Genomic DNA, 15,253 nt, shown 5'->3' on the forward strand with positions numbered 1-15,253 from the left:
ATCACCACCGACTATCGGGAGGACTGTTGGCAGCACGGGCTCAGCGGCGTCAACCGGTGGGCGCTCGGTGCGGCTCGCGGGCCAGGAAATCCGTCAAGGCATCGGCTCCCAGTCCCGCTGCGTCGACGCCGCGGAGTTCGCCGCGCCAGCGCGCGAGGTTGGCCGAGATCGCGGGATCCGCGGCTACCTCGTCGACGGTCCGGCGCAGCACTGCCGCCGTCACCGTCTCGGTGTCCACCGCGCGGCCGAGCCCCAGCTCGGCGGCTCGCCTGCCGTTGAGGGCCTGCTCGGGCGTCTGCGGCACCGACACCAGCGGCACGCCGTGTTGCAGCGATTCCATCGTGGACCCCATGCCCGTGTGCGAGACGAACGCGGCGGCGCTGCGCAGCACCGCGAGCTGCGGAACCTGTTGGTGCACCTCGAAGTTGTCCGGAACGCAGCTCGGCCGCGCGGCACGACCGGTGGCCATGACCACGTGCCACGGGCTGTTCGCGAAGGCCTCGATGCACACGTCGAGCAGGTCGGGCCGATCGTTGAACACGGTGCCCAGCGAGATCAGCAGCACCGGAGCATCGCTGCGCGGTTGCCAATCGCCGGTCCGCGCCCGCCTGGGCAGGGCCGGGCCGAGGAAGCGGAACTCGGCGCCGAACGTGTCGCCCGCGATTTGGAAGCCGCGCGGCACGAACACCAGGTTGAGCCGCGTTCGGGCATCGGTGGGCCGCAGCGATTCGAGGCGCAGGCCGTGCTCGGCGGCGAACTCGGCGAGCTGGCGGCCGATGGCGAGCAGCCTGGGGTCGGCGGGGTTGAAGTCAGCTGGCCACATCAGCGCCTGCAAGGAGAAGTGCTCGTTGCCGACCATGTTCGGGGCCAGCCCGACACCGGGCACGGCGAGCTTTTCCGCCAGCGCCCGACCGGGCAGGCCCATGACGTCGAAGCACACGCAGTCGGGCGGGTCGGTGCGAAACGGCGCCACCAGATCGGCGAAGGTCTCCGTCACCTCGTCGGCGCCGTGGGTCATCATCTTGACCAGGTTGTCCATTGTGTACCCGCGACCCGCCATGGCGGTCAGCTCGACCCGCCACGGCATCTCCACGGCGGTCGCACCGGCCCGCACGACTGCCGGTACCTGCTCGCGGCCGGTCGCGTAGCTGACCCGATGGCCGCGGGAAACGAGTTCCTCCACCAACGGCAACGTCGGATTGACGTGGCCGTGCGCGGCGAGCGATACGAAAGCGAAGTGCTTGGCCATGATCCTCCCGCATCGTCGGCGCACGCCGAGGGTATTTTCGCCACCCGTTGGACTCGTACGCCGGTGTGGTCCGGCCCGTTCGCCGCCAGCCTACGGGGCGAGGTGATCGAATTGCCAGCGAACCGAATCGTCGACGTCGACCGACCGCCCACCTTACCGAAAGCGCGAGTTGCGCCGATGGCGAAACTGGGACATCGAAACTTGGACATCGAAGCTGGGACATCGAAGCTGAGACATCGAAACTTGGACATCGGCGGGAAATCCTTGGTTGAATGCGTGCGACCCACATTTCCTCGGGAGCGGGATGAACGAGAACCAGCCGGAGAACCCGGACGCCAATACTTGGCACGGTGCGCAGGTCTACTTCTACGAGGAGAACAAGGACGACCTGGTCCTGGATTGCGTCCAGCCGTTGTTCGACGGGCTCGCGGCCGAGGCGAAGCGGATGTTCTTCACCCGGCATTGGCGCCGCGGGCCGCACCTGCGGTTGTGCTTCCTCGCGCCGCGGCAGTCCTTCCGAGCGATGATCGGTCCGGAAACCGAGCGGGTGGTCAGCAGCTACCTGGCCGATCATCCGTCCACCGCCCGCATCGACGAGCAGGACCTGCTCGCCACCCACCGAGCGGTGGCGGTGCAGGAGCAGGAGACCGGTCCGCTCACGCCGTTCTGCCCGGACAATTCGCTCCAGCACGACCCGTACGACCGGCGCATCCCGGTTCTCGGCAGCGTGGCGGCGGCGGAACTGCTGGAGGACTTCTACCACGAGACCAACGCGGCGACCTTCGCCATGCTGGGGCACGTCCGCGCCGGTCACAGCCGTCTCACCCTGGCGCTGGACCTCATGCTGGCCACCGCTCACGCGCTGTGGCCCGGGATCGACCGCGGATTCATCTCCTTCCGCTCGCACGCCGAGGGTTTCATCGTGCGGGCCGCCGACCCGGTGGCACGGCGGGAGTTCTGCGTGGCGAAGTACCGGTCCCAGGCCGCTGCGCTGCGGGAACGATTGGTGACCGTGCTCGACTGCCTGGCGGGTGACCACGACGCGGTGCCGTTCATCGCCGACTGGGTCGCGGTGCTCGGCCGGTACCGCGCGATCGCCGAACCGCTGATCTCTTCGGGCGAGCTGTCGTTCTCCGCGGCGGTACCCCGCGACGGGCAGCAGAGCTGGGATACCGAAATGCTGGCGCACAGCACGTTCCACCGCCTGCTGCAGAGCGAAGGCGGGCGAATGGCGAGCCTGCAAAGCGACCTGGGCTTCCTCGGGTACCGGTTCGCGCTCAACTACCTCTACCTGCACCTCAACCGGATCGGCGTGCGCCCCGTCGAGCGGTTCCTGCTGTGCCACCTGATCGCCGACACCGTGGAGAGCTACTACGGCATCTCGGCCAACGACTTCGTCGCATCCTGACCGCTCACGTCGGAATCGAACCGCACATGGAGAACTCCAGCTGGCGAGGTCGTGCCGCAGGTGACCGCGACGTGGTCTCGGTGCCGGTTTCCCGACCGGGACTGATCGGCGTCCTGCACCACCCGAACTCGGCCGGGCCCCATCCGGCCGTGCTCGTGGTGGGCGGTTCGGAGGGCTCGGTACCCGAATACGCCGCCGCGCAACTGGCCCGGGAGGGGTTCGCGGCGTTGGCCGTCGCGTACTTCGGGATCGCGCCGCTACCAGGCGATTTGGTCGAGATTCCGCTGGAGTACTTCACCGCTGCGCTGGACTGGCTCGGGCAGCGCCCGGAAGCCGACCTCGACCGGCTCGCGGTGCTCGGCCGGTCGCGGGGCGGCGAACTGGCGCTGCTGCTCGCCGCTGCCCACCCGGAGCTGATCAGGGCAGTGGTCGCCTACGTGCCGAGCAGCGTGGCTTGGCAGGCCGTGCCATCGGATCCGCGCGCCATGATGGCGACTCCGCGCTCCTCGTGGAGTCGTGGCGGTGCGCCGGTTCCGTTCGTCCCCATGGCGCGGCCCACCGCCGCCGACGCGGCCGAGTTCATGGGCTTCCTCACCGGGAAACCGGTGTCCTTCCGCTCGTCGTTCGAGCGCGCGATGGGCCAGGAAGCGGCGGTCGCCGCCGCGACCATCGAGGTGGAGCGGATCAACGGACCGGTGCTGGTGCTCAGCGGCGGTCAGGACCAGCTCTGGCCGTCCGAGCAGTTCGGTGCGCGGATCATCCAACGACTGGCCGAGCACGACCACCGATTCCCGCACCGCCACCTCTGCTACCCCGACGCCGGTCACCTGCTGGGCGTGCCGGGCACCGCGCTGCGGCCGCGCCGCGAGGGATTCGACCGCCTGCTGATGGGCGGCAGCCCGGAAACCGACGAGGCGGCGAGCCGGGACAGCTGGTCCCAAGTACTCGAACTCCTCACCGGAATCTAACCGCACCGCCTCGGATTCGGGGCTGCATTGTGCGCGATCGCGCCGTTTCTAAGGTTGTTCTCAGCTCTTCGGTTCCGAGGTGGTGCGCTCCTCGATAGCAATTCCGCTGGAACTCTGCCGCGCGAGAATTCTAGTGATCCTCTAGCGATTTTCCGTCTACCTGGGATTATTCGCGGCGTGCGGAATGCGGATCCGCGGCGAAGTCGAATTCCGTGACACCGCAACGGAAACCGTGCTACAACTGGCACGTCGGCGCCAGCTTCCCGGGAAATGCGTTGACAATTCAACTATTCCGATGACTGATTGGGGAATGGCATGGAAGATCTGAAGCTGGAACTGGAGAGCCTTGAGGTGGAGAGCCTCGCCTTCGGTGGCGACGCGGACCGCGACCTGCAGTCCCTGGGCATGGGCCACGGGATGACCGAGGTCGGCGCTTCCGCCGGTTGCTGCTGCTGCACCTGCAGCTGCTGCTGCTGCCCCTGTGGCTGACGCACTCCACGTGCGGAGATCCGGGAGTTAGCCCTGCGAGCTCGTCCGGATAGGCGGGTCCGCCCGCCTGCCGCATAGGCGGGCGCGGGGCTTCGCACGTGGTTTCGCACCGCGTTGCCCGGAGTCCCGTGCTCGTCGTGCGCCCACCACGTTTCGCCCTGATCCGCTTCGAAGTCGCCGGGATGGAGCAAGTGAAGCCGAAGCTCAAGAACGACACGCTGTACCTTCCTTCCGCCGAAGGAATCTACTTCGTGAGCAACCACGGAACCCTGACGCTGGACGGCAAGCACATCTACCAGTGGGTCGACAAGCTGGCTCCGTTCCTCACCGGCGCGCACACCCTCGACGAGATCACCGCCAACCTGTCCGAGGACCGCAAGCGGATGGTGGTCGGGCTGATCAGCGGATTGGCCGAGAAGGGCTTCATCAAGGACGTCAGCGACGACCGTCCACATGGGCTGGACGAGGACGAACTGGCGGCCTACGAGTCGGAGATCGCGTTCATCGACTACTACCGCGACTCGGCCGCGCACCGCTTCCAAACCTTTCGGGACAGCAAGGTGTTGCTGATCGGCTCCGGGCAGACGGCGGTGGCACTCGTGCAGGCGTGCTTGCACGCCGGTGCGCGGGAGGTGCGCGTCGCGGTCACCACCGAGTCGGCGACGGACCGCTCGCGCATCGCGACCTACGTCGAGCACGCTCGCACCCGCGACCGGCGGCAGTCGCTCGTCGAACTCCCAGACCTCGACGGCTCGCGCGACGCGCTCGAATCAGCGGTTGAGCCGTTCGACGTCGTGATCCACGTGTCCGACAAGCCGATGCTCGACCGGGCGCGACTGCTCAACCAGATCTGCGTCGAACGGGGCACGGTTGTCATCCAAGCCGTCGTCCACGGCGGACATGCCTGGATCGGTCCGCTGGTCACCTCTGCCGACCGCGACGGCGCCTGCTGGGAGTGCGCGTGGTTGCGCGTGCTGGGCCGCAGCGCGGCGATCGACGCGCGGTTCGAAGACCGCGCCGATGCGGTCCCGAGCGAATTCCTGGCCGGACCCACCGCGGCGATCGTGGCCAACCAACTGTCCTTCGAAGTGTTCAAGCACATCACCGGGGCCGGGCCGGTCGAGACCACCGATGCGCTCGTCCGGCTGGACCTGGAGACCCTGCAGAGCAGCGTGCACCCGGTCACCCCGCACCCGCTGTGCGCGGCGCACGGCGAGCCGACGCCACCGACCGAGCAGGAGTTCCTGAACGCGGTCCGCGAGCTGGCCGCCGGACCGGAGATTTCCCGGGAGGCGTTCTCGAACGCGGCCGCCGCTTGCTTCGACGCGGCGACCGGCTTGCTCGGCGACCTCGACGAAGGCGACTTCGGGCAGTTGCCGCTGAAGGTGTCCAGGGCCGAATACGCCAACGCGATGCTGCTGCCGGACTTCGCGCCCGAGCAGTCGGCCGCTGTTGAGGTGGCCACCGACTTCACCGAGGCGCGCGAGCGCGCCACCCGCCGCGCCTGCGAGCGCTACGCGGCCAGCGTGGTGGACCGCCGGAAGCTGCCCGTTTCGGGCGACGGCGAACCGCGCACCTGGGGCTTGGACCTGACCACGGGTGGTGCCCGTTCGTTGTCGGCAGCCGATGTTTTCCCCGCGCTGAGCGGAAAACCATCCGCCGAAGCGGATTCGGTCGGGTTGGCGTCCGGGTTCAGCTGGTCGGAAGCGGTGAGCCGGGGCCTGCTCGCGCTGATCAACCGGATCACCGCCGCCGAGGCGCGCACCGCGGAATCCGCGTTCCCCGGCATCGAGGTGACCGCGCTGCCGCAGACCGACCTGGCCCAGCGCTACTCGAAGATGCTGGAAATCCTCGACGTCGAGGTCTCGGTGCACGACATCACCGGTTCGCTCGGGGTACCGACCTTCGCGGCCTGCGCGGGAGCGGACACCGTCGGCTGCGCTTCGGGCCTCGACGTCTCGCAGGTGGTCGAAGCAGTCCTTGAGCAGGCGCTGCGATACCACCAGGCGCGGACGCAGAAGTGGCCCGCGTACGCGGTCGGCGCGACCGACCACCTGCCGCAGCTGCCGTCCGAACTCCGCGGCGCGCCGGGGGACGCTCCGGCTCAACCCGCGCCAGGGGAGTGGCCCGAGATCCAAGCGCTGCTGCTGCGCCGCCTGCGGGAGGCCGGGCACCGGCCCGTGGCGGTGCCGCTCGATCACGACCCGGTGCTGAACCGGGTGTTGCCCTACATCGTCAAAGTCGTGCTCGAAGAAGAGAACTAGGGTGGCCGAAGACGTGCACGAGGTAACCGGCGGAGCCATCCGGGTCGGCATCACCGGCGAGGGCAGGCTCTACGAAGCGACCCTGCGGAAGCTCTCCGATCACCACGAAGTGGTGCCGACGCGGGCAGGTGACCGCGCCGAATCCGGTCGCGGGGTGGACATCCTGCTGCTGGTCGAGGACGGCTGGGACCAGCAGCGGCAGCACGAGTGGAGCGACTGGTGCCGCACCAACGCGGTTCCGCTGCTGCCCGCGTACGTCCCGCCCGGTGCCGCCATCATCGGCCCGCTGGTGTCCACTGCGGACGGTGGTTGTCTGGTGTGCGCGACCGAGCGCCGCCTTCGCGCCCGCAACGACCACGGCGACTACGGCAAGGCCCTGGCGACCCACGCCGTACGGATGTCGTCGATCGGAGCGATGTGGCTGACCGCCTTCGCCACGGACCTGCTCAGCACCCTGATCACCCGCGAGGTGGCCCGGTTCGCCGCGGACCGGACCACGATGACCACGCGAGGCGGGCTCGTCCGGCTGGCCACGGACAGCATGCGGACCAGCGTGCACCGATGGCTGCCCGACCCGCTGTGCGAGCACTGCGGTCAGCTGCCCGAGGACACCCGGGAGGCCGCCGAGATCGAACTGCGGTCCCGACCGAAGGTTTCGCCCGACACCTACCGGATCCGTTCGTTGGCGGGCGAGAAGAACAAGCTGCACCGGGTGTACGTCGACTCGGAAGCGGGGTTGCTGCGCGCCGTGTACAAGGAAGGGCGCAGCGTGTTCCCCAGCGCCAGCTCGCCGATGGGGTTGCGCGCCACCACCCGCACCGAAGTCGGCTACGGGCACCAGCTGAACTTCGCCGCGAGCCAGCTCACCGCGGTCGCCGAGGGCATCGAGCGCTACGGCGGGATCGAGCCCGGTGGGAAGCGGACCGCGGTGCGGTCCAGCTACCGCGAACTCGGCGCGGACGCGCTGGACCCCACGACATTCGGCCTGCACGCCGACGAGCTGTACGACCTGCCGGGTTTCCCGTACCCGCGCTACCACCACGACCTGACCTTCAACTGGGTGTGGGGGTACTCCTTCGCCAGGCAGCGGCCCATCCTGGTGCCGGAGAACTACGCCTACTACGGCACGGTGTACCGCAACACCCGGGACCACCCGTTCGTCTACGAGATCTCCAACGGCTGCGCGCTCGGCGGCTGCCTGGAGGAGGCGATCCTCTACGGCATCATGGAGGTCGCCGAACGGGATGCGTTCCTGATGACCTGGTACGCACGGCTGCCCGTGCCGCGAGTGGACCCGCGCTCCGCGCCCAGTCCCGACGTGCCGCTGATCATCGAGCACATCGAGAACTTCTCCGGCTACTCGATCGAGGTCTTCAACATCACCCTGGAGCAGGGCGTCCCGTCGTTCTGGGTGATGGCCGTGGACCGCCGGGGCATGCCGGACATGCCCAAGGTGCTGTGCGCCTCCGGATCGAACCTGAACCCGGAGAAGGCCCTCGCCAACGCGCTGATGGAGCTCGGGCCACTGGTGAGCAGACCGCCGGAGTTCCACCGGCAGAACCGGCCGCGGGTGGAGCGGATGTTGGCCGATCCGTACGCGGTGGTGTCCATGGAGGACCACGCGGCGTTGAGCGGCGCACCGGAGGTGTTCGACCGGTTCGACTTCCTGCTGAACGGCTCGCCGGTTCGGCAGACCTTCGCCGAGGCGTTCAAGGACTACTACCAGAAGCCCAAGAACGCTGACCTGCGCGCCGATCTGGAGGAGACGGTGCAGCAGTACCTGCGCACCGGTCTCGACGTCATCGTGGTCGACCAGACCACCCCGGAGCACCGCGCGGGGGACTTCAACTGCGTCAAGGTGATCATCCCCGGCTGCCTGCCGATGACCTTCGGCCACCAGCGGCGCCGGGACCGGGGTTTCGAGCGGCTGCACCGGATTCCGCACGAGCTCGGGTACTACGACCGGCCGCTGACCGACGCGGACATCAACCCGCATCCGCATCCCTTCCCGTGACGCCGGACGAGGAGGTGTCCGGACGAGGAGGTGGAATGGGCAACTGGGACCTGGAAGTCGGTGAGCGCTACCTGCGCCGAACCGTGCACGAGGCCGAAGACCTCTTCGCGCAGGTGCTCGGCGAGGACCCGATCGGCGAAGATCCGCTGCCGTTCAAGGTCTACCGCGGCGTGCGGCGCCATGCGCTGCCCGGCGGGCTGCCGCTGGAAATCGGGGACGTGCGCGGTACTTTCACCGACTTCGCCGCGACCGACACCCCGGTGGACCACGGCTGCTCGGCGGATCAAGTCCTGTCGACCCTGCTGTTCTACGGGTACGGCTTCTCCCGCTGGGACGAGGGGCCGGGGGCGGTCTGGCCGCACCACCGCATGGTGCCGTCCGCGCGCTGCTACTTCCCCACCGAGCTGTACCTGTGGATACCGCGAACCGGGGACATCCCGGCCGGGGTCTACCACTACGACAACCTGCACCACGCCCTGGCCCTGATCCGCGACGGCGACTTCCGCGCGGAGCTCGCACAACTGCTCGGCGCCGACCTCGACGGGGTGCGTTGCGTACTGCTGCTGTCGTCGCTGTTCTGGAAGAACGCGTTCAAGTACCGGGGCTACTCCTACCGGCTCTGCTCCCAGGAGGCGGGCATGGTCGCGGGCAACGCGCTGCTGGTGGCCGGTGCGTTGGGCCTGCGCGGCGCGGTGCACTACCAGTTCCCGGACCGCCAGTTCGGCCGGTTCCTCGGCCTTGAGCAGTCCGAGGAGCAGCTCTTCGCCGCGCTGCCGCTGTTTCCAGCCGACCAGCCCAGCGCCGATGGCGTGCGGCAGGTGGCGTCAACCGCACCGGAGGTTCGGTTTCCGCCGTTGTCGCACACCTACGTTCGTCCGGAAGGACCAACGCATCCGCACGACTCGTTGTTCACCTCGATCGCCGAGAACTCGCTGTTGGCCGGTGCGCACGAGTTCGCCAAGGAGCTGTCCGGTTGTCGGTGCGACAGCACAGCACCGACGCGGCCGATGCCGCCCGCCCGCCGCGATCCCCTCGGCCTCGGTGCGTCGCTGCGGGCGCGGAACTCGGGCAACGTGCTGTTCAACCCGGTCGCCCGAACGCTTCCGCTCGCCGACTTCTGGGAGATCGTGCGGTATGCGACGAGCCCCTACCCGAGCGACCTGCGCGACGGGATCGCCGAACCCGGGTTGAGCCTGCACGTCGTGGCGTTCGACATCGAGGGGTTGCCCGCCGGGATCTACCGGTTCTGCCGGGAGCACACCGGCCTGCACCTGGTGGCCGAGGGGGACTTCTCCCGACCGCTGCAGGGAACTCTGCCGGTGCCCAACCTGAACCTGTGCGCCGCCAACATGGTGCTGTACCTGGCCGCCGATTACGCCGAGGCGAGCCGCACCTTCGGCAACCGCGCCTACCGGATGGTGAACATCGAAGCCGGACTCATCGCCCAGCGGCTCTGCGTGCTCAGCGCCGCTCACGGGGTGGCGGCGCGGGTGCACAACGGATACGACGTGGCCGGGGTCGCGGCGATCCTGAAGCTGGACGATGCCAAGCGCATCCCGTTCTTCCAGATCGCCGTCGCGCACAACCGGCCGGGAGTCCAACTCGGGCTTCCGATCACGTTCTGAAGGGGGAGGGATGAGCTACCGGGTCGAACCCACCTTCGTGGTGCGCGTCGCGGGCCTGCCGCTGTCTGCCCTGGCTCGCCTGCGCACCGGACGAACTGCCGAGCTGGTCGCGGAAATCCTCGACGCCGAGCAGTGGTTGACCGGGCAGCAGGACACCCTCTCCGACGCGCTGCACGGCATCGTCGGCCGCACTGCGGACACCGGCCTGCGGCGTCGGCTGATCGCGCTGCGCCGCGACGTGTACCAGGGCCGCCCGCCCCGGCCCGACATCGACGCCGAACTGCTCGCGCGACTCCCGGCGGGGCTGGCCGAATCGCTCGCCGAATGGCATCGATGCATCCGCGACCGCGGTGCGCTGGTCAGCCGGGCGGATGCCGAGTTGGCGGCGGAAACCGCGCGGCAGCGGCATGCGCTGCACGACATCGCCTCCGATCCCGCTTTCCGGAGCGGTCTGGTGTTGGCCAGCAGGGACCTCTACCTGAGCCTCGCCAAGTGGGTGCCGTCCCGGCCGGACCGCAAGCTGGAGCGCAAACTCGCCAAGTACCTCTCCCGGATGGCCGCGAAGACCAGTCCCTACAGCACTTTCACCGGCTCGGCGCAGGGGCGGTGGGTCTCCGATGGCCAGCACCCGCGCTGCTCGACCGGCTCGCGGCGCAGCGTGGTCGAGCTCAACGCCTTCACCCAGCAGCAGATCCCCCGCGCGCTGTCCGGCTGGCCGGAGATCCGGCCGCAGCTGCCGGTCGCGGTGAACAGCAGCGTCGTCGAGGACGGCGAGGTGATCCGCTTCCTGGGCCGCAAGGACGGGGAAGCCATCATCGAGCTGCCGAACACGCCGACGCTGCGGCGGTTCCTGGCGCAGATCCGGCACGGTGCGGACCGCACCTTCGGCGGTGTGGTCCGCGCGCTGGCCGGTCTCGAACAGGCGGACCGCAGCGCCGAGATCGCCGGGTTCCTGGACCGGCTGGTCGACATCGGCCTGGTCGAGATCGGGTTCGCGATCCCGGACAACGAGCCGGATCAGCTCGGTCGGCTCGCCGGGGAGCTCGAACGCTTCGAAGGGGAGCGAGTCGGGTCGGTGCGCGACTCGCTGACGCGGCTGCGGGACGATCTCGACACCTACGGTCGGCTCGACGAGCCCGGGGAGCGGCTCGCCCAGTCCACCGCGGTCACCAACCGGCTCAAGGACGTCTACGACCAGCTCGGGTGGGATTCCACCGGCGAGGAGTTCCCGAGCAACGCCTTCTACGAGGACGTGCTGATCGCTGGCAGCGTGCCAGTCGGTCCGCTGGAATCCCGGCGGGGACTGTTCGACGAGTTGGAGGTGGTGCGGCGCCTGGCCGGGCTCTACGACCGGTTCCTGCCGGGCCGAATCGCCGCCGAGGCGTTCTTCGCCGACCACTACGGCGTCGGCGCCCAAACGCCGTTCCTCGACTTCTACGGTGCTTTCTGCAAGGAGATGGGGCGACCGGCGCGCTCGGGTTCCCGGGTCAGCGGTGCGGATCTGGTGACCTGCTTCGAGCAGGCGCTCCCGGTGCCCAGGGTGGGACTGGCGGGACTGGACCAGCTCGCCGAACTGCAGGAGCAGCTGGTTGCCTTGGTGGCCGATGTGCCGGTGGACGATGTTCCGGTGGACGGTGTGGCTGTGCGGCAGGTCGCCCCCGAGCGGATCCGCGAATTCCTGGACCGGCTGCCGGGATTCGTCCGGCCGATCGAGTCGATGACCTGCTACCTCCAGCCCTTCGCCACCACCGATGGCCGACCGCGTGCGGTGCTCAACGAACTCATGACCGGCTTCGGCCGCAGCCAGGCGCGGCTGCTCAGACTCGCCCAGAAGTCCGGCACCGCCGCGTTCACACCGCCCGAACCGGCGCGGCCGAGCCCCGGTGGTCGCCAATACGTCGAGGTCACCGGCACGGTCGGGTCCAACCTCAACCTGAAGCACCCGATGACCCACTACGAGATCAGCTACCCGATGAGCACCAGCGACCGGCCGCCCGACCAGCGGATCGCGCTCAGCGATCTCCAGGTCGTGCACGATCCCGGCGCGCAGCAGCTGCGCCTCGTTTCGAAGAGCCGGGGCATCGAGATCATGCCGGTGCACCTGGGCATGATGGTCGAATTCCTGCTGCCGCCCGCCTACCGGTTCCTCATCCAGATGTTCGGACAGGCCGTGCCCCGCTTCGAGTTCGTCAAACAGCTGGCCACCGCCTCGCCGTCCGGCGACCAGGACGGGGTTCGCCGCTACCCCCGGCTGAACTTCGGCGACCTGGTGGTCAACCGCGGGTCCTGGGTGGTGCGGGCTGCCGACCTGCCGAGGCGGTCCAGCAGCGGTTCCGCGCTGGACCACCTGATCGAGGTGAACCGGTGGAGACGACGGCACCGGATCCCGCAGCAGTGCTTCGTGCGGGCCATGGCCGGGCAGGGCAACGCCGCGCAGCGGTCGCGGGTGGACGGTCTGTTCGACAAGACCCGGAAACCGGTGTACCTGGATTTCTCCAGCGAACTCTTCCTGAACGTCTTCGAAGAGGTCGCCGCTGGCACGGACCAGCTGCTGGTCTTCGAGGAAATGCTGCCGAAGCAGGAGGATCTGGTGCTGCGGGACGGAGACGTCGGCTACGCGGCCGAATTCGTCGTAGAGCTCGCCGAGGACGGTCGTGATGGCTGAGCCGGAGTGGACGAGCGCGCACATCCACTACCACGACTCGCTCGACGACCTGATCATCGACGCGGTCCGCCCGCTCGTCGAAGAGCTCACCGACAGCGGCCTCACCGACGGCCACTTCTTCGTGCGGCACTGGCAGGCCGGACCGCACCTGCGGCTGCGGCTGAAGCCGGCGTCGCCGAGTGCCGGGGCGAAGGTCGCCGAACTGCTGGACCGCCACATCGGCGGATTCCTCGACTCCCGCCCCTCCCGGACGGTCATCGACGAGCCGGACTACCTGCGGGTCGCCAACCCGCTGGCCGGGATCGAGCGGGGCCAGGACGTGGTGGAACCCCTCCAACCGAACAACTCGATCCGCGCCGTGCCCTACGAGCCGGAGTACGCGCGCTACGGCGGGACGCGGGAGGCGATGCGGGTCGTCGAGCGGCATTTCACCGAGTCCAGCGACCTGGTGGCCGAACTCCTGGCGACTGGGAAAACGGGTGACCAGCGCACCGGCCAGGCGCTCGCGATGATGTTGGCAGGTGCGATGGTGGCCTCAGGCGGTGCGGACGGGCTGCTCGGCCACCTCAGCACCGGTCAGCGCGACTGGGGACGGCGGCTCGTCTTCGGCCACCCGGCGGTCAGCGAGAACCGGTTCGAGGAGAAGTTCCAGCGGCAGCGGAGCCACCTGGTCGGTCTCGTCGAGAAGCTGGTTCGGCTGGTGGATTCAGGCGCCACCGAACGGGCCGGGTCCGCGGTGGCGCGCTGGACCGCATCGACGACTTCCTTGCGGGACAACCTCATCCGGCTCCGACGACAGGGGCTGTTCGCCCCGCAGGAGCTGCTGACGGCACCCGCGGAGCGCGACGACGCCGATCTGCGGAGCGTGCTGCTGTTCTGCTCGCACATGCACAACAACCGCCTGGGCGTGTCGCTCCCGGAGGAGTCCTACCTGATGTACCTGCTGTGGCGGGCCGTTTCCGAGATCACCGGGGGTGCGAGCTGAGTACTGACCAGCCGGGCAGCGCCGCACGCGAGTACGTCGAACTGTCCGAGAGCATGCCCATTCCGGAGGAGGTCGACTGGGACGACGCACCAACCCAGTTCAAGCTCTACCGGGACCGCCCGAGGATTCCGCTCGGCTACGGGACTTCCGCACCCGGCGGTCGGTTCGACTTCGAGCAGCTGGGCCAATTGCTGCTCGACTCCTACGGGGTGACCCGGTACCGGTGGACGGCCACCGATGCGCTGCGGCGGCTGATCGGCACCAGAGGGGCCGAGCCCGGCGGTGGCGCGAAGCTGGCCAGGAACTCGCTGCGACCGCTGCCCTCGGGAGGTTCCCGGTTTCCCGCCGAGCTGTACTTGGTGTCCGGCCCGGAGGGCGCCGTGCCGCCCGGCGTGTACCACTACGACGCCGCGCACCACGCCCTGGTGACGCTGCGCGACGGCGACTGGACGCCCGAACTGGCCGCGGGCTTGGGCATTCCTGGTGCGAAGCTTCCGCTGACCCTGCTGGCCAGCGTGTTCTTCTGGAAGAACGCGTTCAAGTACGGCGAGCTGACCTACCGGCTGTGCGGACTGGATCTGGGTGTCCTGATCGGACAGGTGCTCGCGGTGGCCGCAAGCCGCGAACCCGAGAACAAGGTGCGGTACCAGTTCGTGGACCACGACCTGGACCGGTTGCTCCGACTCGACCCGATGAAGGAGAGCGTGTACGCGGCCATCACCTTCGGAGCGGTCGAGCAGCCTGATCGATCCCCGGTGGCGAATGGTTCCCGGCTGTCCTCGGGAGATGCGGACGTGCCTCGTACCGGCGCGTTATCGATGGCCGAGCGGGACTGGTCGCTCGACGCGCGCCCGTTGCAGGCGCGTGTGCACCGCGCCGCGCGGCTGCGGACGTCGGGGTTGTTCCGCGCCGAAGGCTCCGCACCGGGGCTCACATCGGCGGGTGTGCCGAACACGACGTCGCTGAATCTGCCCGCCAAGCAGGCTGATCTGGTCGACGGGCTGCGCACTCGACGTTCGTCGATGGGGTACTTCACCCCGGCGGACATGGGCCTGGACGCGTTGTCGGCGTTGCTCGCGGCGGCGGCCGACGGCTATCCGAGCGACCTCGACGGCCATCAACCGGCGGTCCGGCACACCGCGCTCTTCTGCGCGGTGAACCGGGTTTCCGGGATCCAACCCGGTGTCTACCGCTACCGGCCCGGTGATCAGCCCGGTCTTGAGCTGGTGCGGGCCGCTGAACTCGGGGCGGAACTCCAGGACGCGTTGCTGATCAAGCTGTTCAACCTCACCCACACCAGCCTCTGCGTCTACCCGGTTGGTGACTACGAGTCCGGATTCGGCGTGCACCACGACCGGTGGTACCGGATGCAGAACATGGAAGCGGGCATCGTCACGCAGCGGCTCTACCTCGCGTCGGCGGCACTCGGACTGCGGTGCCACGCCAGCCTCGGCTACGACGTGCGGCGGACCAACCAACTGCTCGGCCTCGGTTCGACTGGCCTGACCAGCCTGATCCAGGTGATGATCGGCGCGGGCCGGGCACCGGGAGATTTCTACGAAGCGGCCTGGCACTAGTGCCTCGGG

The 15,253-nt window shown here is 68.9% G+C and carries 10 protein-coding genes; 9 read left to right on the forward strand and 1 reads right to left on the reverse strand.

Features of this window, described 5'->3' with window-relative positions; translation table 11 throughout:
* Positions 1-49: 49 nt before the first annotated feature.
* Positions 50-1,249 (reverse strand): macrolide family glycosyltransferase, encoded by a 1,200-nt coding sequence (locus ACTWQN_RS07995; protein WP_443202692.1) that lies wholly within the window; start codon positions 1,247-1,249, stop codon positions 50-52.
* Positions 1,250-1,553: 304 nt separating this feature from the next.
* Between ACTWQN_RS07995 and ACTWQN_RS08000 the strand changes: the two genes are divergently transcribed.
* The 9 genes from ACTWQN_RS08000 (at position 1,554) to ACTWQN_RS08040 (ending at position 15,244) form a co-directional block, all read left to right on the forward strand.
* On the forward strand, positions 1,554-2,657 hold the full coding sequence (locus ACTWQN_RS08000) for a thiopeptide maturation pyridine synthase (protein ID WP_443202693.1): 1,104 nt from the start codon (positions 1,554-1,556) through the stop codon (positions 2,655-2,657).
* A gap of 26 nt (positions 2,658-2,683) precedes the next feature.
* Entirely contained in the window at positions 2,684-3,625 is a 942-nt protein-coding gene (locus ACTWQN_RS08005; protein ID WP_443202694.1) for an acyl-CoA thioester hydrolase/BAAT C-terminal domain-containing protein, read from the forward strand.
* 315 nt (positions 3,626-3,940) lie between these two features.
* A complete protein-coding gene (locus ACTWQN_RS08010) occupies positions 3,941-4,114 on the forward strand; it encodes a hypothetical protein (RefSeq protein ID WP_443202695.1) in 174 nt (57 codons plus the stop codon).
* A gap of 137 nt (positions 4,115-4,251) precedes the next feature.
* Positions 4,252-6,378: a TOMM precursor leader peptide-binding protein gene (locus ACTWQN_RS08015; RefSeq protein ID WP_443202696.1), complete on the forward strand. Its 2,127-nt coding sequence runs from the start codon at positions 4,252-4,254 to the stop codon at positions 6,376-6,378.
* Position 6,379: 1 nt separating this feature from the next.
* Entirely contained in the window at positions 6,380-8,392 is a 2,013-nt protein-coding gene (locus ACTWQN_RS08020) for a TOMM precursor leader peptide-binding protein (protein WP_443202697.1), read from the forward strand.
* Between the two features lie 35 nt (positions 8,393-8,427).
* Positions 8,428-10,017 (forward strand): SagB family peptide dehydrogenase, encoded by a 1,590-nt coding sequence (locus ACTWQN_RS08025; RefSeq protein WP_443202698.1) that lies wholly within the window; start codon positions 8,428-8,430, stop codon positions 10,015-10,017.
* A 10-nt stretch (positions 10,018-10,027) separates the two neighbouring features.
* On the forward strand, positions 10,028-12,682 hold the full coding sequence (locus tag ACTWQN_RS08030) for a lantibiotic dehydratase (RefSeq protein WP_443202699.1): 2,655 nt from the start codon (positions 10,028-10,030) through the stop codon (positions 12,680-12,682).
* Positions 12,675-13,667 (forward strand): thiopeptide-type bacteriocin biosynthesis protein, encoded by a 993-nt coding sequence (locus ACTWQN_RS08035; RefSeq protein WP_443202700.1) that lies wholly within the window; start codon positions 12,675-12,677, stop codon positions 13,665-13,667. The genes ACTWQN_RS08030 and ACTWQN_RS08035 overlap by 8 nt, the downstream gene beginning before the upstream one ends.
* A gap of 53 nt (positions 13,668-13,720) precedes the next feature.
* On the forward strand, positions 13,721-15,244 hold the full coding sequence (locus tag ACTWQN_RS08040; protein WP_443202701.1) for a SagB family peptide dehydrogenase: 1,524 nt from the start codon (positions 13,721-13,723) through the stop codon (positions 15,242-15,244).
* Positions 15,245-15,253: the final 9 nt, after the last annotated feature.

The organism is Saccharopolyspora antiqui, assembly GCF_052246905.1.
In the GTDB taxonomy this organism is placed as follows: domain Bacteria; phylum Actinomycetota; class Actinomycetes; order Mycobacteriales; family Pseudonocardiaceae; genus Saccharopolyspora.

Coding starts and splice junctions, on each gene's coding strand:
- ACTWQN_RS08005 (WP_443202694.1), top strand. CDS start 2,684: ATGGAGAACTCCAGCTGGCGAGGTCGTGCCGCAGGTGACCGCGACGTG.
- ACTWQN_RS08025 (WP_443202698.1), top strand. CDS start 8,428: ATGGGCAACTGGGACCTGGAAGTCGGTGAGCGCTACCTGCGCCGAACC.
- ACTWQN_RS08000 (WP_443202693.1), top strand. CDS start 1,554: ATGAACGAGAACCAGCCGGAGAACCCGGACGCCAATACTTGGCACGGT.
- ACTWQN_RS07995 (WP_443202692.1), bottom strand. CDS start 1,249: ATGGCCAAGCACTTCGCTTTCGTATCGCTCGCCGCGCACGGCCACGTC.
- ACTWQN_RS08040 (WP_443202701.1), top strand. CDS start 13,721: ATGCCCATTCCGGAGGAGGTCGACTGGGACGACGCACCAACCCAGTTC.
- ACTWQN_RS08030 (WP_443202699.1), top strand. CDS start 10,028: ATGAGCTACCGGGTCGAACCCACCTTCGTGGTGCGCGTCGCGGGCCTG.
- ACTWQN_RS08035 (WP_443202700.1), top strand. CDS start 12,675: ATGGCTGAGCCGGAGTGGACGAGCGCGCACATCCACTACCACGACTCG.
- ACTWQN_RS08010 (WP_443202695.1), top strand. CDS start 3,941: ATGGAAGATCTGAAGCTGGAACTGGAGAGCCTTGAGGTGGAGAGCCTC.